This window comes from Rheinheimera tilapiae (genome assembly GCF_042432165.1).
Lineage (GTDB): Bacteria > Pseudomonadota > Gammaproteobacteria > Enterobacterales > Alteromonadaceae > Pararheinheimera > Pararheinheimera tilapiae.
In genome coordinates this window covers 295029-316514 of the sequence record NZ_JBHLXP010000005.1, presented here as the reverse complement: position 1 = coordinate 316514, position 21486 = coordinate 295029, and the positions used below count along the sequence as shown (strand labels likewise).

Annotated in this window: 18 protein-coding genes; all 18 read left to right on the top strand. The window is 47.1% G+C overall.

Features of this window, described 5'->3' with window-relative positions:
* Window position 1: 1 nt before the first annotated feature.
* The 18 genes from ACFFJP_RS17745 (at window position 2) to ACFFJP_RS17660 (ending at window position 21469) form a co-directional block, all read left to right on the top strand.
* The gene (locus tag ACFFJP_RS17745; protein WP_377247381.1) at window positions 2-790 is read left to right on the top strand and encodes a ParA family protein; all 789 of its coding nucleotides are present in this window, start codon (window positions 2-4) and stop codon (window positions 788-790) included.
* Window positions 783-1526 carry a chemotaxis protein CheW gene (locus tag ACFFJP_RS17740; protein WP_377247378.1) on the top strand — a complete coding sequence of 248 codons (744 nt, stop codon included), beginning with the start codon at window positions 783-785 and terminating at the stop codon, window positions 1524-1526. The genes ACFFJP_RS17745 and ACFFJP_RS17740 overlap by 8 nt, the downstream gene beginning before the upstream one ends.
* Before the next feature lie 71 nt (window positions 1527-1597).
* The gene (locus tag ACFFJP_RS17735) at window positions 1598-2092 is read left to right on the top strand and encodes a chemotaxis protein CheW (RefSeq protein ID WP_377247375.1); all 495 of its coding nucleotides are present in this window, start codon (window positions 1598-1600) and stop codon (window positions 2090-2092) included.
* Window positions 2093-2102: 10 nt separating this feature from the next.
* Window positions 2103-2546, top strand: a complete 444-nt coding sequence (locus ACFFJP_RS17730; RefSeq protein WP_377247372.1) for a DUF2802 domain-containing protein — start codon at window positions 2103-2105, stop codon at window positions 2544-2546.
* A 151-nt stretch (window positions 2547-2697) separates the two neighbouring features.
* Window positions 2698-3834 (top strand): non-hydrolyzing UDP-N-acetylglucosamine 2-epimerase, encoded by a 1137-nt coding sequence (wecB, locus tag ACFFJP_RS17725; RefSeq protein ID WP_377247369.1) that lies wholly within the window; start codon window positions 2698-2700, stop codon window positions 3832-3834.
* Between the two features lie 13 nt (window positions 3835-3847).
* Entirely contained in the window at window positions 3848-4864 is a 1017-nt protein-coding gene (locus tag ACFFJP_RS17720; RefSeq protein WP_377247366.1) for an SDR family oxidoreductase, read from the top strand.
* Window positions 4865-4975: 111 nt separating this feature from the next.
* Window positions 4976-7771, top strand: a complete 2796-nt coding sequence (locus tag ACFFJP_RS17715) for an SLBB domain-containing protein (protein WP_377247363.1) — start codon at window positions 4976-4978, stop codon at window positions 7769-7771.
* A 10-nt stretch (window positions 7772-7781) separates the two neighbouring features.
* Window positions 7782-8726, top strand: coding sequence for a Wzz/FepE/Etk N-terminal domain-containing protein (locus ACFFJP_RS17710; RefSeq protein WP_377247360.1), 945 nt, complete (start codon window positions 7782-7784; stop codon window positions 8724-8726).
* Between the two features lie 13 nt (window positions 8727-8739).
* Entirely contained in the window at window positions 8740-10017 is a 1278-nt protein-coding gene (gene tviB, locus ACFFJP_RS17705) for a Vi polysaccharide biosynthesis UDP-N-acetylglucosamine C-6 dehydrogenase TviB (RefSeq protein ID WP_377247357.1), read from the top strand.
* 374 nt (window positions 10018-10391) lie between these two features.
* Window positions 10392-11906: a lipopolysaccharide biosynthesis protein gene (locus tag ACFFJP_RS17700; protein WP_377247354.1), complete on the top strand. Its 1515-nt coding sequence runs from the start codon at window positions 10392-10394 to the stop codon at window positions 11904-11906.
* Between the two features lie 160 nt (window positions 11907-12066).
* Entirely contained in the window at window positions 12067-13041 is a 975-nt protein-coding gene (locus tag ACFFJP_RS17695; RefSeq protein ID WP_377247351.1) for a hypothetical protein, read from the top strand.
* The gene (locus tag ACFFJP_RS17690) at window positions 13042-14151 is read left to right on the top strand and encodes a glycosyltransferase family 4 protein (protein WP_377247348.1); all 1110 of its coding nucleotides are present in this window, start codon (window positions 13042-13044) and stop codon (window positions 14149-14151) included. It begins immediately after the preceding gene.
* A 56-nt stretch (window positions 14152-14207) separates the two neighbouring features.
* Window positions 14208-16172, top strand: coding sequence for an asparagine synthase (glutamine-hydrolyzing) (asnB, locus tag ACFFJP_RS17685; protein ID WP_377247345.1), 1965 nt, complete (start codon window positions 14208-14210; stop codon window positions 16170-16172).
* Window positions 16169-17323, top strand: coding sequence for a glycosyltransferase (locus tag ACFFJP_RS17680; protein WP_377247342.1), 1155 nt, complete (start codon window positions 16169-16171; stop codon window positions 17321-17323). Before asnB ends, ACFFJP_RS17680 begins: the two co-directional genes overlap by 4 nt.
* Window positions 17324-18460 carry a glycosyltransferase family 4 protein gene (locus tag ACFFJP_RS17675; protein WP_377247339.1) on the top strand — a complete coding sequence of 379 codons (1137 nt, stop codon included), beginning with the start codon at window positions 17324-17326 and terminating at the stop codon, window positions 18458-18460.
* Complete coding sequence (locus ACFFJP_RS17670; RefSeq protein ID WP_377247336.1) at window positions 18453-19409, top strand: NAD-dependent epimerase/dehydratase family protein; 957 nt, start codon at window positions 18453-18455, stop codon at window positions 19407-19409. The genes ACFFJP_RS17675 and ACFFJP_RS17670 overlap by 8 nt, the downstream gene beginning before the upstream one ends.
* A gap of 26 nt (window positions 19410-19435) precedes the next feature.
* The gene (locus ACFFJP_RS17665; protein ID WP_377247333.1) at window positions 19436-20440 is read left to right on the top strand and encodes an MraY family glycosyltransferase; all 1005 of its coding nucleotides are present in this window, start codon (window positions 19436-19438) and stop codon (window positions 20438-20440) included.
* A gap of 189 nt (window positions 20441-20629) precedes the next feature.
* Window positions 20630-21469 (top strand): glycosyltransferase, encoded by an 840-nt coding sequence (locus ACFFJP_RS17660; protein ID WP_377247330.1) that lies wholly within the window; start codon window positions 20630-20632, stop codon window positions 21467-21469.
* Window positions 21470-21486: the final 17 nt, after the last annotated feature.

Sequence of the window (21486 nt, the reverse complement as noted above, 5' to 3'; positions counted from 1 at the left end):
ATTGGTAGTCTGGACCATTGCGAATCAAAAAGGCGGGGTTGGCAAAACCACCTCGACTGTGACACTAGGCGCATTACTCGCTGAACGCGGTTTCCGAGTGTTATTAATTGATACCGATCCGCATGCATCGCTGACCTATTACTTCGGTATTGATGCCGAAGAATTGGAGAACAGTGTTTACGATATTTTTATCCGTGGAAAGAGTATCTCTAAAGAAGAGATCATGCAGTCGCTGTGTCCCAGCGGGGTAAACAATCTGGACATCCTGCCTTCGTCTATGGCGCTTGCCACTTTGGACCGTTCGCTTGGGGATAAAGGTGGCATGGGGTTGATCCTGAAAAAAGCACTGGCAAAGGTCGAAGACGAATATGATTATGTGTTAATCGATTGTCCGCCGGTGATCGGTGTTCTGATGGTTAATGCGATGGCAGCCTGTGATCGGATTTTGATCCCCGTGCAGACAGAGTTCTTGGCTCTCAAAGGTTTGGACCGCATGCTTGCCACAATGCAGTTGATGCAGTCGCCAAATCAACCTGGTTATGCGTTTACGATAGTACCGACTATGTATGATAAGAGGACAAAAGCGTCGCTCGAAGCGTACAAGGAATTAAAATCTAAATATGGTGATTTGGTGTGGTCTGCGGTGATCCCGATTGACACTAAAATGCGGGATGCCAGCTTGGCCCAAACACCACCACCGGTATATGCACCGAAATCGCGTGGGGTATTTGCTTACAACACACTGTTGACTTACCTGTTACAGCTAAATCAGGAGTCTGCGCATGAGTGATCTGTTCGCCAGCCGCAAGGTGATGCGCAGCTATCTGAATGCTTTGCTGACTGAAGAACAGGAGCCGCCACCAGTAACCGCGGCTGTGCAGAAGCAACAGTTAAATAAACTGTTGGCCGAGGTCAAACCTCAGGTCGAAGTGGTTACACCGCCGATCAGTAAACCTACTCCGGTTAAAGAAACTGTTGTCGCAAAAGTTGCGGAGCCAGTAGCGCCTGCAATTGTACAGCCTGTGCGTCAGGTCGCTGTGCCGCCTCCAGCGAAACCTGTAGTGACACCGAAGGATTATCGGAGTGGCAAGTTTCAGGCGCTGTTTTTCGAAGTAGCTGGATTAAAAGTAGCTCTGCCATTAAAGGAACTCGGTGGGATCCACCAGATTGGAACGCTAAATACCCTGCCGGGCAAACCTGACTGGTATAAGGGTGTGATGCTCTATCGTGATCAAAAGATTAATGTCGTGAACACTGCTATGTGGGTTATGCCAGAAAAATATGATCATGCACTGGCAGAAAAGCTAAACTATCAATATGTTATTATGCTTGGAAAGAGTTCTTGGGGTCTTGCCTGCGAAAAACTGGTGAACACCATTTCCCTTGAGCAGGATGATGTGAAGTGGCGTTCATCTGAAGGCAAACGGCCTTGGCTCGCCGGATTAATTAAACAACATATGTGTGCGTTGTTAGATGTTGAAGCCATGATTGCCCTGTTGGCAAAAGGTGCAGCAAGTTCTGACTAAACGCTGAGAATGAATCAGGTCACTGAAAATGAATCAGGTCGCTGAGAATGAATCAGGTAAAGGAGCGTTAAATGAGTAATTTACTGGCACAGTCCGGCAAAGGCAAAGAGACCACTGATCAGGTACTGCAATGGGTCACGTTTAAGTTACAGGAAGAAACTTACGGTATTAATGTAATGCAAGTACAGGAAGTTCTGCGTTATACCGATATCGCGCCAGTGCCGGGCGCTCCAATGTACGTTCTTGGTATTATTAACCTGCGTGGTAATGTCGTTACCGTTATTGATACGCGGGCCCGTTTTGGCTTGCCACCGAGCGATGTCACTGAAAACAGCCGAATTGTGATTATCGAAGCTGACAAACAGGTGATCGGTATTATGGTCGACAGTGTGGCTGAGGTTGTTTACCTGCGAGCTTCTGAGATCGATACAGCGCCGAATGTGGGTACCGACGAAAGCGCCAAGTTTATTCAGGGCGTTTCGAACCGGGACGGCGAACTGTTGATTCTGGTCGATTTGAACAAACTGCTCACTGATGAAGAGTGGGAAGAGATCACCAGTATCTGATGGGCACCCTGTGACTTTATCGTTTGAACTCCTAGTGTTGTTAACAGTGCCGGCAGCCTCAGTGCTGCTGGTTGTTTTTGTGCTGTGGCAGCATAAAAGACAAAACGAAGAGCAGGTCGCGTTGAGCCAGCAGTTCGCTTTAGCACAAGAACAACTTCAACTGTTGTCGGCTGAATTAGAAGAGATCAGATCTGGGCTGATTGGAATCGGTCAGCGTGTGCTTAAAGTCGAACAGCAACAAAGGGCATTGAATCAACAAGTCGATGAAATCGTGGATTCACAGTTGCAACTCGCTGAGCAGCAACAAAAAATTGACATGTTTGACCCTGAATCCAAGCTCTATAGCCGGGCAATGAAAATGGTTCAGCTTGGTGCGCCATTAGAAGAAGTCATGCGGGAATGTGAATTGCCGCGTGCCGAAGCCGAATTATTGTACAACTTACATAAAAATTAACGACAAACGGTTGTTTCCCCTGACAATCAGCTTGTCCGCCTGCTTTAAATGCCCCTTCAAATTGCGATGACTACCAAGCCGCACTATGCGTTTCGTCACAGTTTTGTTAAGCTAAACGCCGTTTTTATAATGATCGCAATGGAATTCGCAGATGATTAAAGTCCTGAGTGTCTTTGGTACCCGTCCTGAAGCCATCAAAATGGCCCCACTTGTCAATTTGTTAAAGCAAGATCAATCGATTGATAGCCGTGTCTGCGTGACAGGGCAACACAGGGAAATGCTCGATCAGGTACTTAAGCTTTTTCATATAGTACCAGAATACGATCTGGCTATTATGAAAGCAGGCCAGGATTTGTATGACGTTGCGACTAGCATCCTGTTGAATATCAAACCGGTATTACGGGATTTCCAGCCCGACATCGTGCTGGTGCATGGTGATACCAGTACGACATTTGCGGCAGCTTTAGCTTGTTATTATGAAAAAATAGCAGTGGGCCACGTTGAAGCCGGTTTACGTACCGGGAATATCTACAGCCCATGGCCGGAAGAGGCTAATCGCCGGTTAACCGGCGCCATCACCACGTTGCATTTTGCACCAACTGCAACCTCACGCGATAACTTGTTGCGTGAAAATACTGCTGCCGACAATATCGAAGTGACTGGTAACACAGTGATTGATGCATTGCATCAGGTTGTCGCCAAAATTGATGCTGACCAGGCTTTAAGTCAGCAGTTCGCTAGTGATTTCCCATATGGCCAGGATGGTCGTCGCCTGATCCTGGTGACAGGCCATCGCCGTGAAAGTTTTGGCGCGGGATTCGAAAACATCTGCGCTGCGCTCAAAGCTATTGCTGAACAATTTCCGGATTGTGATGTCGTGTATCCGGTGCATCTGAATCCAAATGTGCGCGAACCTGTCTACCGTTTACTTAGCAACAGCCCGAATGTACACCTGATCGCGCCGCAGGATTATCTGCCTTTTGTGTATCTGATGAGCCGCAGTTATCTGGTATTGACAGACTCTGGTGGCATCCAGGAAGAAGCTCCATCGTTGGGCAAACCAGTGCTGGTGATGCGTGATACGACTGAGCGCCCAGAAGCCGTGGCAGCCGGAACAGTCAAATTGGTTGGAACTGACCAGCAGGTGATTGTGTCAGAGGTTCACAAACTGATGACCGATCAGGCCTATTACGACAGTATGAGTTTTGCGCACAATCCTTATGGTGACGGCTTGGCGTGTGGTCGTATCGTGGAAAGCATCAAGCGTCATTTTGCCGATAAAAACTAATCTCAGGAAAAGTATGACTACTGTATTTGAACAGCGGAAACAGAGCTTGCTTGCAAGCCCCGCGACATGGCTTGTGACAGGGTGTGCTGGATTTATAGGGTCAAACTTACTTGAACAGTTGTTAAAACTAAATCAGAAAGTCGTTGGTCTTGATAACTTTGCTACCGGCCATCAACGTAATTTGGATGAGGTTAAAAACCTCGTTACTGCAGAACAGTGGCAGAACTTTCGTTTCATTGAGGCGGATATTCGGGATTACTCCAGCTGTGAGCAGGCCGTTCAGGGCGTAGATTATGTGTTGCATCAGGCCGCTTTGGGTTCAGTACCGCGCTCGATAAACGACCCTGTGAGCACTAACGCGACCAATATCAGTGGCTTTCTGAATATGTTGCAGGCAGCACGCCAAGCTTCAGTGACTGGGTTTGTTTATGCAGCGTCAAGTTCAACTTATGGTGATCATCCTGCTTTACCAAAAGTAGAAGCTAACATCGGCAATCCGTTGTCACCTTATGCGGTAACTAAGTATGTTAATGAACTGTATGCAGATGTCTTTTCACGTTGCTACGGTTTTAATGCAATAGGCTTACGTTACTTCAATGTGTTTGGGCCGCGTCAGGACCCAAATGGCGCCTATGCGGCGGTGATCCCAAAATGGACTGCGGCAATGATTAGTGGGCAGCCGGTGCTTATCAATGGTGACGGCGAAACCAGTCGGGATTTTTGTTTTGTGGCCAATGCGGTACAAGCGAATATTTTAGCGGCTACAACTGCGCTGGAAAAAGCAGAAGTATTTAATGTTGCTGTAGGTGATCGCACAACTTTAAACGATTTGTTCAATGCAATCCGCGACACATTGGCTAATAATGGCTCTTCTTATCAATTGGCTCCGGTTTATCAGGGATTCCGTGCTGGTGACGTCAGGCACTCACAAGCTGATGTATCTAAAGCTAAAACAATTCTTGGATTTGAACCGAGCCATACTATCTGGCAAGGGCTGGACGTTGCGATGCCTTGGTATTTAGCGCAATAAGCGAAGTTCTTTAAGTACGGATAGCGATCGTGCTGTTGGTAGAGATCATAGTTAAGCTTTTCGTTGGTCTGATAGTGGCAACCAGCAAATGGCACATAGTGGAGTAATTGAGTGAAAAGGTTTGTTTCTAGGTTATGTCTTTTTTTTGCTGTTATTGTGTTTAGTATCAGTGCTTTAGCTGTTACACCTTCACCAGCAATGCTGGAGCAATTAAAGAAACTGCCGAAATCTGAACAACAGCGCATCGCCCGCCAATATGGTTTTGATTTAGACAAACTGAATCAGTCTCCCTCTGCAGATGCAGTGGATACCAGTGAAAAAGACAGCCAGGTCCAACTGGAGCCGTTGAAAACACCTGAGCAACTTGAAGAGATTAAAAAGAAAGAACTGAACGAACAGGATAAAAAGCCTATTCGTTTTGGTATGAACATGTTTGATCCGACCATCAGTACCTTTGCCCCTATCGGTAATGTTCCGGTACCTGATAGTTATTCGCTTGGTGCTGACGACGAACTGTTGATTCAGTTGTTTGGTAAACAAAGTGCTGAAGAGAAAGTGAAAGTTGCCCGTGATGGCACATTATCGATCCCTGGTTTTTCTCCTTTTAATGTCGCTGGTTTGAGTTTTGTCAAAGCGAAGGAATTAATCGCAGCACGGATTAAAGAACAAAATTTGGGCGTTGAAGTAGCGGTGAGTATGGGTAAACTCCGCACCATTAACGTCATGATTGTGGGGGAGGCTAAATTTCCGGGTAGTTACACGGTTTCAGCCCTGTCGACGCTGACGCAAGCTCTATTTGTGGCCGGTGGTGTCAGTGACATCGGGTCGCTTCGCGAAATCAAGGTAAAGCGTGCCGGTGTTGAAGTTGCGAATTTCGATTTGTACAAATTATTGATGCATGGTGATGCCAGTAGAGACGTTTTCCTCAAGCATGGCGACGTCGTTTTTATTTCGCCAATTAAATCTGCAGTAGAGATCAGTGGCGAAGTACAAAGACCCGCTATTTACGAAGTACTGGCTGACGAGACCGTTGCTGACGTGGTGAAAATGGCTGGTGGCAGTAAGGCTGGCGCTTTCCCCCGTAAGGTTGTAGTAGAGCGATTTAATGATGAGAATATCCGCGAACTGCTCAATGTCGATTTAACAAAGGCTGCAGAAGGCAAGGCTTTGGCGCGTAATGGCGATGTCATTCGGATAGGTCAGACGTCCAAGCGGGTGAAACACATGGTGACGGTTGCTGGTGCAGTCGTTCGTCCAGGCCAATTTGCGTGGGCACCTGGTATTCGGGTGAATGATCTACTGACCTCGTTATGGTCCGATTTGCATTTGACTGTCGATTTAGAATTTGCTTTGGTAGTGCGTGAAAATTCTGCCGCAGGCCAGTTAAGTGTGTTGCAATTTAACTTAGGCAAAGCGATTAACTCGCCTGAAAGTAGCGACAATCTTGAGCTACGTGCCAGAGACCTTGTGTTGGTTTTCCACCATGGTGATCTGTCATTTCAGCGCTCTGAACTAGATAAATTTCTTTATACAAAATTACTGGACCAATATCCGGAAGAGAAGTTATTTGCCAAAACTGAGCCATTGCTTGACGACAAACAACCCAAACCTTTTGTAGTTGATGTTTCAGCTATCACCACACAAGCATTTGCTGCGCTGACTGAAAAAAATGACGTGGAAGAACCAAGACCAGGCGTCAAACCGGAAGAGCCTAAGCTTCCGCAGAATTTTCAGCACAAAGCGTATTTAAAAGCACAGATCACTGAATTTTTGAATAATGTTTATTCAGATCCAGAGTTGTTAAAGCTGTCAGGCCATCTGACCAGAACAGAATTGCTGTATCCATTATTGGAGAAATTGCGGCAGCAGGCCCGGTTTAACGCAGCCAGCAAAATTGTTTCTGTGGATGGCGAGGTAAAACTTCCCGGTGAGTATCCGCTCACTGAAAATGCAGGCGTCGCGGGCCTGTTGATTGCAGCCGGAGGCTTAACCGACAATGCTTATCTTGAACGCGCAGAATTAACCCGTTCAGTCAGTCAGAGCGAAAATCAGTCAGGTATGACGATCCAGCATCATGCCGTGAATCTTGTTGATGTATTGCAGGGCACAACTGCAATGCCATTAAAAAGCCGCGATCGCTTGATGGTTTTTGCTGTGCCAGATTGGGGGACGGAGAAGTCTGTCACTCTAACCGGGCAAGTCAAGTTCCCGGGAAAATACAGTATTCAGCGTGGCGAAAAGTTGTCGCAAGTGCTGGCGCGAGCCGGTGGACTAACCAAGGATGCTTTCCCGCAAGGTACTGTATTTACGCGTAAACAAATTCGCGAGCAGGAAAGTATGCAGCTCAGTAAGTTAATGCAGCAATTGCGCTCTGATATTGCCGCAAAGAACTTAAGCGCGGAATCTGATGGCATGCAAACAAAACCTGAAGACGCCATTATGATGATTGCGGAAATTGAGAAAGCTAAACCTATTGGCCGATTGGTTATCGACGTAGATCAAGTGTTACGAGCGAATCCCGATTTTGATTTGTTAGTCGAAGAAGGTGACGAGCTCTATGTGCCATATCATCAAACCACTGTTGCTGTAGTCGGAGAGGTACAGCACGCATCTAGTCACAGGTTTAAAAACGGCATGACGGTTGATGACTATCTACAGCTGGCCGGCGGTTTCAGAAAACGTGCTGACGATGAACGCGTATATGTCATTAGAGCAGATGGTTCGGTATTTGTACCGAATCAATCATCTTGGTTCGCCGTTTCTGACAATGCCTTACAGGCAGGTGACACTATTGTTGTGCCGTTAGATACGGATTACACAACTCGATTGTCATTGTGGTCAAAAGTTACAACAATTATTTCTCAAAGCATTGTTGCTCTGGCAGCAATCAACAATACAACGAATTAAAGGCGTCATAGTGGTAGTGAAAGATAATGCAACGGTTGACGCTCCGGCGTCTCCGCTCGGGTTTTCAGAGATATTTGCGCAGCTGTGGCAGTATAAAAAATCTGTTGCCTGCATACTTATCCTGACAGCTGCCGTGTCATCCTGGTTTGCGCTACAAATGCCTAATATCTATCGGACCACGTCTGTATTAGCGCCTGCGACGGAGAAAAAAGCTGGTTTAGGTGGATTGGGTAGTCAGTTGGGTGGGCTTGCGTCGTTGGCCGGCGTAAATTTATCTGCAGCTGGTGCTATCGATAAAACTGATCTGGCGATTGAGCTGTTAAAGTCTAAGGCGTTTTTGGCTGCGTTTATCCAAAAAAATCAATTGGTCTTACCTTTGATGGCAACAAAAAACTGGAATATGACGACTGATCAATTGGTGTTGGATGAGGATATCTATGATGCCGCGACCAAAACTTGGTTACGTGATGTTCCACCACCGCGAAAACCCGAACCTAGTCTTACTGAAGCCGCAGAAGTTCTGTCCGAATTGATTGAATTGAACAAAGATAAAACGACCGGCATAGTTAAAATCAGCCTTGAATACCTGTCACCGAAGCTTGCGCAGCAATGGGTACAGGATTTGGTGAAAGCCGTTAACGCTGAGATTAGAACCAGAGATATTCAGGAATCAGAAAATAGTTTGCGTTATTTGAATGAACAATTAGCTCAAACACAAATTACTGAGTTACGGAGTGCGTTGGTTCAACTGATTGAAGACCAGACTAAAACTTTGATGTTGGCAAACATCAGAGAGGAGTACGCACTCAAAGTGGTCGATCCTGCTTTTTTGCCTGAAGAAAAGTTTAAACCCAGACGTTCAGCAGTGGTGTTGTTATCAATGTTTGGGGTCATGCTATTTTTATCAATGATTGCATACCTGCGTTGTTTGAAAAAGCAGCAAAAGCAGCTATGAAGAAGGAATTGCAATGCATCAGTTAGCACAAGTCAAAATCGCTATTATCGGTCTTGGTTATGTTGGTTTGCCACTGGCAGTTGAATTTGGCAAAAAATATCCCACGCTAGGCTTCGATATCAACAAAGCGCGGATCGCTGAATTACAAAGTGGCGAAGATCATACATTGGAAGTATCACCGCAAGAGCTGAGTGAAGCCAGTCAACTGACCTATAGCGCAGATATTGAAGCTTTACGCGCCGCGAACTTTTACATTGTGACAGTGCCAACGCCGATCGACCAACACCGCCAACCGGACCTGACACCACTGATTAAAGCGTCAGAGACGTTAGGGAAAGTAATCAAAGCTGGCGATATCGTTGTTTATGAATCGACTGTCTATCCTGGCGCGACTGAGGAAGACTGTATTCCTGTCATCGAGCGCATCTCAGGCCTGAAATTCAATCAAGATTTTTTTGCCGGTTACAGCCCGGAACGGATCAACCCGGGTGATAAAGAGCATCGGGTAACCAATATCCGCAAAGTGACATCTGGCTCGACTGCTGAAATTGCTAAGTTTGTCGACGCGGTGTACGCCAGCATTATTACCGCGGGTACCTATTTGGCCTCTGGCATTAAAGTCGCCGAAGCGGCTAAAGTCATCGAAAACACGCAACGTGACTTGAATATCGCGTTGATAAATGAACTCGCAGTGATCTTCAACCGGATGGGCATAGACACAGAAGAAGTCTTATTAGCCGCGGGGACGAAATGGAATTTTCTGCCGTTCCGGCCAGGTTTGGTTGGTGGCCACTGCATTGGTGTAGATCCGTATTATCTGACTCACAAAGCGCAGGCCCTTGGTTATCATCCTGAAGTCATTCTGGCTGGTCGTCGTATCAATGACGGTATGGGCAAGTATGTCGTGTCGCAGCTGGTGAAGCAGATGATTAAGCAGCAGATGCCGGTGTCAGGGGCCAAAGTCTTGGTATTGGGCCTGACTTTTAAAGAAAATTGTCCAGATATTCGCAATACAAAAGTGGTGGATATTCTGGCCGAACTGAAAGAATACGGCATGCAGGCAGACGTGTTTGATCCGTGGATTGATCACGCAGAAGCACAACACGAATATGGCCTGACGCCTGTACAGACTCCGGTCGCAGGTTATTACGATGCGATTGTATTGGCAGTTGCTCATAAGCAATTTAGAGCCTTAGGTGCCGAGGGGATCCGCGCTTTAGGAAAACCTCTGCATGTGTTGTATGACTTGAAGTACGTACTGCCACGGGAGCAGTCAGATCTGCGGTTGTGATTTCGTATCGTTAAGATACTGATGCCAAAAGCGGAGCTGATTGGATCATATCCGCTTTTGAGTCAGCTATCAGCCAATACGGCAACACTTGGTACGCCGGCAGGATAGTGTAGATTCGGGCCCGTAATTGCAGCCTGACGATGTTTTCTTCAGCAGGCTAAATTTATAAGCGTCAAATGTCCGCTGCGTTGGTCATCACAGCTCGGGCTCGCTGCCGACAATAGCACTCGATGCTTCGTAATTTATTGCGTGTTTGATCGTGATGTCGTGCGGGCGAACGGCTGACAGCCATCATGTTATTTGTGGCGAGTCGTCTTTGTTGATGCTTAGATACGGTCGGTCGCCAGCTGGTTTTGACGCTCAGGGAACATCACTTGTCGACATTAAAGAAAATTGTTCTTAATACGGGCAGTCAGGTGTATATGGCCGCATTGGCTGTATTGACGATTCCACTGTATCTCACGCTGCTTGGTCAGACGGCATATGGACTGATCGCATTTTTTCTGCAACTCCAGACCATCATTACAGTATTAGATATTGGCGTGTCAGCCACGGTTTCGCGAAACACCACCTTGTATATGGCTGGCAAAGAATCAAGAAAGGATTATTTAGCCTCGCTAAACAGTGTTGAAGTGATATTCTGCAGTATCGCGGCGTTATTACTGCTCAGCGGCATAAGCGGCAGCTCATGGATCATGAACTCTTGGTTAGATATCGAATCGGTCGACCCGCAAGTCGCGATACAGGCTATTGTCCTCATGGTCATTATTGTCGCTTTGCGTTGGTTGCAGACTTTTTATCGCGCCATTTTATTCGGTGCTGAAAAAATAGAATGGGTATCCTGGTTTAACATTTTATTCTCAACGATCCGTGTTGTTGCTGTCCTGCCGTTTCTATGGTTTATTCAGGGCGGCATCGTGGCGTACTTCCTTTTTCAGCTCTTTGCGAATTTACTGGAACTGGTGTTTTTGTTTTTTAAAGTGGCACGTCATGTTGATTATTTACCTGGTGAACGATTTCAGGGCATCGGATTCAATACTGTCGGTATTGCGTTAAGAAGCTCAGCAGCAATTGGTGCAACCGCTTTTATTTGGGCAGTGCTGACGCAAGCGGATAAATTCTTTGTACTGGGAGTTTCTTCACTCAGTGAATTTGCAGCGTACAGCATCGTCGTGACTGCCGCATCGGTACTAGTGTTATTGTCAGCTCCGCTTATTTATGCAATTGGTCCGCGTATGGCACGATTACTGGCAGAGCAGCAGCAAGATTCCGCTATTCAACTGTTTCGTACCGGTTCGTTATTCGTCTCGTTAGTCCTCGGTGCTTGCTGTACTGTGGGCGTATTATGGAGTCAGGAATTGCTCTGGGCCTGGACCGGGGATCCTGCCATCTCTGCTCAGGCTGGCCAATTTGCGCCACTGTATCTGTTTGGCTCTTTGTTTTTTGCGTTGAATTACCTGTCTTATAGCATTTGCTTTGCAACAGGTGATTTCGACGCCCGTATGAAGTTATCAGCAGTCGCGTTGGTCATCTATCTACCGGTTTTATATGTTGCTGGTGAATGGTTTTCGGCAGATGGCATCATCTATAGTTGGCTCACATTAAATATTTTGTTTTTTATAGTGGCACAGCCACATTTGTACAGTAAGTTTGGCAAGAGATTTTTCATTAAATCAGTTTTCGCTGATATTTTATGGCCTATAACATGCTGTTTTGTCGTTTTCGTGATGTGGTTCTTCATTGACGTGAGTGGATTTTCGAGAATTCAGATAATACTGTTTGTGACAGGCATGTTCTTTTGTTCACTGCTTTTTGGCGTATTTTTCTCAAACGCTAGGGGTATCGTTTATAGATTTGCATGCGATGTGTTTAAGCCTGTAAAAAACTGATCGAAGGTGGTGAATTGACTGCTTTTTGAAGGTGACTGCACATCAGATTTGATTATCATACGACTGCATAGATGTTTTAAATGTCATTGCTTGATGGGTGTATTATTTTTGTTTGTGTTATCAAGCTTTGACGAATCTGAATTGGAATAGATTAACTGTAATGTCCGACGTGAAATACAATAGCTTTGAAAATAAAATTATGGCTTTAATGGTCTCGTTGCTGTTTGCCATTTTTTTCATCACGGTCAATTGGGAATCGGTTTTTGGTAATCAATTCGAAGATCGGCATGTTTATTATTTTATTTTCCAAGGAAAGCCCGATTACGATATCGAGTTTAATAAAGAGACATTTTTCTTTTTCCTTTTTAATGAACAACTTTGGAACAAAGGCGTTCGTTGGTTAAATGTATCCGTAGGGCTGTCTCTGGACGAGATTTTCGGCGGAGTTACGTTCCTTATCGCGTTGTCATATAGCTATTTTGTCGCTGTTCGCGTGGGATTAGCGGCGGTTCCCCTGATTATCAACCCTATTTTTATCGATCTGGCCTGTTCTCAGTTGCGAATGGCGGCGGCGATGGTGTTGTTGCTATTAGCATTTAATACTCGGATCAGGACATTGGCACTCATTTTCGTCTGCGCCGCTTTTTTTATTCATACCGCTTCATTTTTATTCTGTTTTATCGTGTTTGTTGTCCATTTTGTGATTAAGTGGTCTGAGAAATATAATTTTCAGAATATCGTCTCTTGTACCTTATTGGTCATAACCGGAGCGATCGTTGCTATCGCCGTAGGGCCATTACGTGTCTGGATACTTGAGTTTTTTGGTGACCGGCGGGTAAACTACGACGTTGATGCATCGACATGGTCATATGCGTCGATCTGGGTGTTTTTGCTCGGTATGGCCTATTTTCAAAGGCGTGAGTTTTTCCGAGATTACTCGAATGCGATTGCAGTCACATTTTTGTCAGTATTTGTTTTCTGTACGGCATTTTCGGTGTATGGACTGCGATTCCTATCCGCTGCGCTTCCCTTCATATTTGTCGCGTTGTTTCGATTTGGGACTGTAGAGAGACCCTTGGTTATCCTTATTTTTCTGGCGTTTTCAATTGTGCAATGGATTTATTGGGTAAGATAAATGAAGATCACGTTTTTGGTCAGCTCACTGCAGTTCGGTGGCGCAGAGCGCGTGGCAACCACTTTGTGTAATGCCTGGGCCCAACGTGGCCATCATGTTTCATTGATCGCCACATACTCAGGCACTGAACCAAGTTATTTTAAACTGGACCCTGCAGTCCAGCTTTCATACTTAGCTGACCCGCAGTCAGGCTTGTTCGGGCGTAGCCGAAGATCATTGCCCAGGCTTTATAAATTGCGGCAAATATTAGCAAAGCAGCAACCTGATATCGTGGTGTCTTTTTTACCCAGCGCCAATGTTATGGCGATCTTGGCGACTATTGGCTTGAAGTTACCGGTGATTGTCAGTGAAAGAACAGATCCGGAACACTATCCTCAATCATGGATTTGGCGGTTTATGTGCCGTCATTTGTATCAATATGCAGCGTTATTGACAGTACAGACAGAAGCTGTGGCTGCGAAAGTCAACCGGCTGTTTAATCATGTTGATCAGGTCAGTGTGATGCCAAATCCATTGCCTTTTCCGCTGCCGCAGCTACAAAAGAAAGCTGCCGGTTCCCGCTCAACAATCATCAGCCTGGGGCGTTTAACTGAAGGTAAACAAACTGAGCATTTAGTTCGCGCTTTTACCGAGCTTGCAGGTCGCTACCCTGAATGGGATTTGAGTATTTTTGGCGACGGACCGCAAAGAGTCGCATTGGAAGCGTTGATTGAAAATAATGCGTATCGTTCGCGGATTTTAATGCATGGCGATACCCGGCAGCCATGGGTTGAGATGGCAAATGCTGATATTTTCGTAATGACCTCACGCTTTGAAGGCTTCCCGAATGCGCTGCTCGAAGCTTTAGGTCTGGGGTTACCTTCAGTTGTCTACGACTGCCCAAGTGGCCCGGCTGAGATCACTGAGCAAGGGCGGATCGCCGCGTTAGTGCCGTTAAACAATCAAGCAGAACTGATTGTTGCGTTGGAAAAGTTTATGGCAACACCTCCATATCGACAGGCAATGGGGCAGTTGGCGGCTGAAGTGGTGCACCAGAAATATGGTCTCGATGCGATTGTAGAAAAATGGGAACGACTTTTTCAGACGGTGTTATTTAACAGCCGCAACTAAGTGTTTTGATCTCGGATTGTGCCAAAAGGCTCGGTTAAGGTGGAGTAGAGTTTTTTATGTGTGGATTTGCTGGTTTTCTCGGAGGAAACCAAACAGAACCCGGTGCCCACGAAAGTTTGCTGCAGATGGGCCAAACCATAGTCCATCGTGGGCCGGATGATCACGGCATCTGGTTTGATGCGTTGCACCAGGTTGGTTTTTCACACCGCCGGCTGGCAATTGTAGATCTGTCACCGGCAGGACATCAGCCGATGACGTCCGTAAGTCAACGCTATGTCATCGCATTTAATGGTGAAATTTATAACCATCAACTGTTACGGGCCGAGCTTGCTACCACTGGAGTGGTCGTGAATTGGCGCGGTCATTCTGATACCGAAACTTTGTTAGCCTGTTTCGACTATTGGGGAGTGTTGCCGACAATCCATCGACTCGTTGGGATGTTTAGTATCGCGGTTTGGGATGCAGAAGCTGGGGAATTGACACTGGTCCGTGATCGCCTCGGGGAAAAGCCACTCTACTATGGCTGGAACAATGGCGTTTTTCTGTTTGGTTCTGAGCTAAAAGCATTACGTTGTCATCCGTCGTTTAATGGCAGTATTGATCGAGAGGCATTAGCGTTGTTTATGCAATATAGCTATGTGCCGGCCCCGCATTCTATTTATCAGGGGATCAAGAAGCTCGAAGCCGGCCATTTTTTGTGTCTGAAGACTGGTCTTCAAGCAGATGCAGTCTCTGCTCCGTACTGGGAGCTGCAGCAACAACAGGATCCAGCGGAATATAATCGTGTGACTGAGCAAGGGACGGAGCAGAAGATTATCGGTCACTTGCATCAGCTCATTCAGCAGTCAGTACAAGATCAGATGATGTCGGATGTGCCGGTCGGTGCTTTTTTGTCTGGGGGAGTGGACTCATCATTAATCGTGGCGGTGATGCAGGCACAGAGCAGTAGCGCGGTGAAAACTTTTACCATCGGCTTTTCCGAACAGTCATTTGACGAAGCGCCTTATGCAGCTCAGGTTTCGGCTCACCTAGGCACTGAGCATACTGAATTGTATGTGTCCGATGCAGATACCCTGAGTGTCGTGCCTAAACTGGCGCACATTTACGACGAGCCATTCGCCGACTCCTCGCAAATCCCGACCTATCTGGTTAGCGCGTTGGCCCGGCAACAAGTCACAGTTGCATTATCCGGCGATGCGGGTGATGAACTCTTTGCGGGTTACAGTCGTTATCAGCATTGTTTAAACAGTTGGCAGCGTATCCAACAGTTACCGGGCTTAGGTCGTTCATTACTGGCCCACAGTTGTCAGTTGCTATCGCCATTCCAGATCAACCAGATCTGCCATGCTGTTGGTATTAAACCTGAAGGAGCCAATCCTGGCCATCGGTTGGCAAAACTGGCGCAGGCATGTCAGAGCAGTTCTTTTGTGCACTACTACGCTAACATGCTGTCACATATCACCTTTCCACATAATTTAGTGCTTCAGACGAAAGGTGTTGGTTCGCAGTTTTCCGAATTTGCTGCATTGTCGGCCACGACCGATTCGTTAATGACTGTCGATGCAAAGACCTACCTGCCCGATGATATCCTGACAAAAGTAGACCGGGCATCGATGGCGGTATCATTGGAGAGCCGGATCCCGTTGCTGGATCATCGAATTGTCAGATTTGCACAGCAGTTGCCTTTGGAATGGAAATTCAGAGAAGGTCAAACAAAATGGTGTTTGCGGCGGATCCTTGATCAATATGTGCCGCGGTCATTGATTGAACGTCCAAAGAAAGGCTTTGGTGTGCCGCTGGCCGCCTGGCTGCGAGGCCCTTTAAAGACTTGGGCTGCATCGCTATTGGATGGTGAAATATTGCAGCAGCAAGGCTATCTGAATGCAGGCCTGGTCGAAAAAATGTGGCAACAACATCAGCAAAACGTGGCGGACTGGCATTTTCAGTTGTGGAATATTTTGATATTTCAGCAATGGTTACAGGACCAATCCGGCCAAAATTCCGCTGGACGGTTCCATTGAATTCGCTACTTAAATCCGCACAGTCTGGGCCTGTCACTTGTCATATCAGCACTGATCTGGATATCGGTGGCGCTGAAATGATGTTAAAGCGGATGCTTGAGATACAAGCGGACAACCGTGCAAACATCGTTGTGATTTCGTTGCTGGGGCTCGGTAAAATTGGCGCACAGTTACAACAGCTCGGATTTCAGGTTTATGCACTGAACATGCAGGGCAAATGGGCTTTTCCTGTCGCGCTTTATCGATTGATTCGTTTATTGCGTATTATCCGTCCGGATGTGGTGCAAACATGGATGTATCACGCAGATTTGTTAGGCGGTCTGGCTGCATATTTTTCCGGAAACCGACATGTTATCTGGGGCATTCACTGCACAAAGGTGCCTATTGGGCGCCCTTTGACCAAGTGGGTGATGCAATGCTGCGCTTGGCTTTCACACTCTATTCCGGCTCGTATTATTTGTGTTGCAGAGGCGGCGCGGCAAAATCATCTCAGCTACGGTTATTGCGCGGAAAAAATGTTGGTGCTCCCTAACGGGTTTAATATCGACACGCCCGTGCGTGCCATAGGACAACTCAGACCAATTCTGCAGCAGTTGGGTGTGCAGCGTGACGAGTTTGTGGTGGGCTGTGTTGGTCGGTTTCATCCAGACAAAGGCCAGGATTTACTGGTAGCTGCCGCAGCCAAGTGTCTGCAGCATAAAGCCGTCAGATTTGTCTTCGCAGGGCGCGGCTGTGATCAATTTAATAGCGAATTAATCGATTTGTTGGAACAAGCTGGGATTCGTGACCGTGTGCTGTTGCTTGGCGAGAGAGATGACATACCGGTGCTGCTGACTGAATTCGATATGTTTTGTATGCCTTCACGCAGTGAAGCATTTCCGGTGGCATTGGGGGAAGCCATGTTAGCCGGCTTGCCTTGCGTTGCTACTCAGGTCGGAGATTGCGCAGAACTGGGTGGCGATTGTGTTACTTTTGTCAGCCCGGAAGATATTGATGCGATGGCTGATGCTATCCTGCGTCACAGTGAAATGGATACTGCTCAGCTGCATAACCGCGGCGAGGCAGGGCGCCAACGCGTGATCGAACGTTTCTCAATTTCAGCAGTCAGTGCGGGTTATTTGGCTATTTATCGGGATGTATCAGGGTTTTAAATGAAGAAAGTGTTAATCGTCGTCAATATCCCGAAATTTTTTCTGTCTCACTGGCTGGGTATTGCGGTAACGGCTAAAGCTGCTGGCTATCAGGTGCATGTTGCAACGATGGCGGGACCTGACGTGGCAAAGATCCATGCCGCCGGACTGATCCATCATGAGATCCCGATGAGCCGCAGCGGAACTAATGTTTGGCGGGAACTTAAAAGTTTGTGGGCCGTGATTCGGTTGTTTCGACAGGTAAAACCGGATTTAGTCCACCTGATCACAATCAAACCAGTGATTTATGGCGGTATCGCAGCACGCCTGACCGGGGTAAGAGCGGTCCTGTCAGCGGTCACGGGTTTGGGATATGTGTTTATTAATCAGCAAGGAAATACTTTAGGTCTGAAGAGAGTCATTTCTGCGCTTTATACCTACGTATTTGGCCATCGTAACATTCGGGTGTTATTTGAAAATGACTCAGACAGGGATTCGTTTTGCCAGTCCGGGATTGTCAAACCCCAACGTACTGTTGTTGTTCATGGCGCCGGGGTGGATTTAGAGCATTTTCATGTTGTCCCGGAGCCTGTCGGCAAAGTGCGAGTCATCTTCGCTGCCCGGTTACTGCGTGATAAAGGAGTGCAAGAGTTTCTGCTTGCGGCGCAGCAACTCAAGGATGTGCCTAATGTTGAGTTTGTACTTGCAGGCGATATAGATCCCGATAATCCGGCATCACTGAGTAGCGAAGAGTTAGCTGTGATTAAACAGCAAGGCAGCGTTCAGGTTGTTGGCTTTTGCGATGATATGGCAGCGCTGTTTCGACAGTGTCATGTGATCGTATTGCCTTCGTACAGAGAAGGTTTGCCCAAAGTGTTGATTGAAGCAGCGGCATGTGGCCGACCGGTCGTGACCTCGGACGTGGCGGGGTGCCGTCATGTCATTATACCGGATGTCACTGGTTTGTTGGTGCCGGTAAAGGATGCACAGGCACTGGCTACAGCGATAGGACAGCTCATTGATAATCCGCAAATGCGGCTTCAGTTTGGCCGTGCCGGACGTGAATTGGCAGAACAGCGATTTGGCGAGGCACAAATTGGTCAGACCTATATGAGTCTTTATCAGCAACTGATCGCCGGAGCAGATAGTCATGGCTAAGCAGCTTTCTGTGGTGGTTACAGGCGCTCACGGATTTGTTGGCTCCGCATTGTGCGAACATCTGTTGCGGAGTGGTCATATAAATCTGACAACGCTGAGCCGGCGTCAAAGCGGATTCCAGCAGGCGCAGCATGTGCAGACAGAATTATCTGCTAGTACCGATTTATCGGCGGTTTTACACAGTAAAGACGTCGTGATCCACACGGCCGCGCGAGTCCATATGATGCAGGATAACGCGGCAGACCCGCTGGCTGAATTCAGGTTAATGAATACGCAGGTGACATTAAATCTGGCGCGACAGGCAGCTACAGCAGGAGTCCGCCGTTTTATATTTTTGAGTTCGATCAAAGTCATGGGGGAAGCCAACTTAGCCGGGGTGCCCTTTCGCTCTGACCAGACGCCGAACCCTGCAGATCCTTACGCACAATCAAAATATGAAGCGGAGCAGGGGTTGCTACAGATAAGTAGAGAAACTGAGATGGAGGTCGTCATCATCCGTCCGCCGCTTATTTATGGTGAAGGTGTCAAAGCGAATTTTCAACAGCTGATCCGATTGATGCAAAAACAAATTCCGCTGCCATTCAAAGCCGTCAACAATAGTCGTAGCTTGTTAGCATTGCCCAATCTAATCAGCCTGATTGAGCGTTGTATCGAACACCCTGCGGCTGCAAATCAGGTTTTTCTGGCGAGTGATAATCATGATTTATCCACTGCAGATTTGATGGCGATGATTGCGACGGCAGGCGGAAAAAAGGCCTGGTTGATCCCATTCCCTCCGGCATTGCTGCACGGTCTCGGCAGAATGTTTGGTAAAAAAGCAGCGATTGACCGACTCTGTGGTGATCTTCGGATTGATATTTCGCCCACCATGGCATTGTTGCAATGGCAGCCGCCTTTTAAACCTCAGGCCGTGATTAGCCAAGCGGTTGTCGCTGAGTTATCTAAATAATTCTCAAAGTGAGATCTAGTACCGAGATGAATTTTCTATTTATTTTCTTGTTAAGTTTGATTCTGACAGGTGTGTTGCGCCGGTACGCATTGCACAAAAATGTCATGGACCTGCCAAACGCCCGCAGTTCACATTCGGTACCGACGCCAAGGGGCGGCGGGTTGGCTGTGGTTATCAGTTTTAGTCTTGCACTGGCCGCCCTGTGTTTTTATTCGCAAGTCCCGTTGCTACTGGGAAGTGGCTTGCTTGGTGCCGGGATCCTAGTCGCACTCATTGGTTTTCTTGATGACCATGGCCATGTCAATGCACGCTGGCGCTTGTTAGTGCATGGTGTCTCTGCAATAGCAGTGGTATGGGTGTCGAATGGCCTGCCGCCACTGGAACTCTTTGGCAAAGTGATCGATTTTGGCTTGATTGGTTGGGTTTTGGCGACTATCGCGGTTATCTGGTTGCTTAATTTATACAATTTTATGGATGGTATCGACGGCATTGCGGGTTTTGAAGCGTTGTCAGCTTGCTTGTGTGTTGCTTTTCTCGCCATCGAAGTAAACGCGCAGCAGTGGTTGGTCGACCTGCATTTTTATATGGCTGCAGCAGTTGCAGGATTTTTGCTATGGAATCACCCGCCAGCTCGTATCTTTATGGGCGATGCCGGCAGTGGATTTATCGGTTTTATCTTGGCCTGTTTTGCGCTGCTCAGTAGCTGGCAGAATGCAGATTTGCTTTGGTGCTGGCTGATTATGTTAGGCGTTTTTATCGTCGATGCGACTTATACTTTGATAGTCCGATTATATCGGAAAAAGCCTTTTTATCAGGCGCATCGCAGTCACGCCTATCAACATAGCGCCCAGATTTTTGGCAAACATTGGAAAGTAAGTTACATGGTTTTACTGATTAACTTATTTTGGTTGTTGCCGTGGAGTTGGTTGGTCGTCAAATATGCGGTAGATGGTGCAGTTGCGCTGACTTTAGCTTATATCCCACTGATTTATGTCGCGCACTATTATGGCGCCGGACGGGACAAGAGTTAGCGGATTATGATATAAATGCAGGTTTTGCATTATAACCAAATGTAAATCTCCGTCAGGGGTTAAAAAAATAAAGCCGTACTGCTGCGCGCTTGTATGATAAGCCAGCAGTCTGAGGCAATTGTTCTTATTTGTTACTTCCTTTGGTCTTGCAGTGATTGCTGCAGTCGACAAAGCAAGTCAGGGTTTTTCATGCCATTAGTGACCGTGTATATTCCGACCCGTAATCGCTTAGAGCTGCTGCTGCGGGCTATTCAAAGTTGCCTGGCGCAGAGCTTTGCAGATTTTGAGATCATTGTTGTTGACGATGCATCCGATCAATCGATTCGTGGTCAGATTGCAGCAATAGCAGATTTAGACCCGAGAATTAAAGTGATGCAACTGGACGTGCCACAGGGTGCTTGCGCGGCACGCAATCTGGCGATTAGTCATGCAACCGGAAAATATCTGACTGGTCTGGATGATGACGATGAATTCATGCCGCAGCGCTTGCAGCAACTGCTGAATGCCTATCAGCAACACCCGCGGGCCTCATTTGTCAGTTCAGGTTATCTGATCAAAGCTGCGAGTGGGCAGATGCTGACCAGTAGTCGCGGTGAAAAAGACATTGCACTGGATGACCTTCTGTATGCAAACGTGATTGGTAATCAGGTGATGACCACCACAGAGGCGATGCGGGCTATTGGCGGTTTCGATATCAATTTGCCTTCTTGTCAGGATTACGACACCTGGATCCGGTTAGTTGAAAAATTTGGCTCAGGTTATCGCAGCGCAGAAATCAGTTATATCGTGCACCAGGACCACGGCTCGCAGCGGATCTCCAGCCACGTGCGCCGTAAATTAGGCTACGAGTATTTGTACAACAAACATCAGCATCTGATGAATGAACAGCAACGGGCCAGTCAGCTGTTTTATCGCTTACTGTACACAGAAAATCCAAGTTTACTGCAAATCCTCAAAGCGGCACCGCGTAGTCAGCTGATGGTGGCATTGAAGGTGTATCTGCTGCGAAAAATTGGTTACGATATTTGAATCTTTTCAGACCCTTG

Coding starts and splice junctions, on each gene's coding strand:
- ACFFJP_RS17740 (WP_377247378.1), top strand. CDS start 783: ATGAGTGATCTGTTCGCCAGCCGCAAGGTGATGCGCAGCTATCTGAAT.
- ACFFJP_RS17735 (WP_377247375.1), top strand. CDS start 1,598: ATGAGTAATTTACTGGCACAGTCCGGCAAAGGCAAAGAGACCACTGAT.
- wecB (WP_377247369.1), top strand. CDS start 2,698: ATGATTAAAGTCCTGAGTGTCTTTGGTACCCGTCCTGAAGCCATCAAA.
- ACFFJP_RS17720 (WP_377247366.1), top strand. CDS start 3,848: ATGACTACTGTATTTGAACAGCGGAAACAGAGCTTGCTTGCAAGCCCC.
- tviB (WP_377247357.1), top strand. CDS start 8,740: ATGCATCAGTTAGCACAAGTCAAAATCGCTATTATCGGTCTTGGTTAT.
- ACFFJP_RS17695 (WP_377247351.1), top strand. CDS start 12,067: ATGTCCGACGTGAAATACAATAGCTTTGAAAATAAAATTATGGCTTTA.
- ACFFJP_RS17690 (WP_377247348.1), top strand. CDS start 13,042: ATGAAGATCACGTTTTTGGTCAGCTCACTGCAGTTCGGTGGCGCAGAG.
- asnB (WP_377247345.1), top strand. CDS start 14,208: ATGTGTGGATTTGCTGGTTTTCTCGGAGGAAACCAAACAGAACCCGGT.
- ACFFJP_RS17675 (WP_377247339.1), top strand. CDS start 17,324: ATGAAGAAAGTGTTAATCGTCGTCAATATCCCGAAATTTTTTCTGTCT.
- ACFFJP_RS17670 (WP_377247336.1), top strand. CDS start 18,453: ATGGCTAAGCAGCTTTCTGTGGTGGTTACAGGCGCTCACGGATTTGTT.
- ACFFJP_RS17665 (WP_377247333.1), top strand. CDS start 19,436: ATGAATTTTCTATTTATTTTCTTGTTAAGTTTGATTCTGACAGGTGTG.
- ACFFJP_RS17660 (WP_377247330.1), top strand. CDS start 20,630: ATGCCATTAGTGACCGTGTATATTCCGACCCGTAATCGCTTAGAGCTG.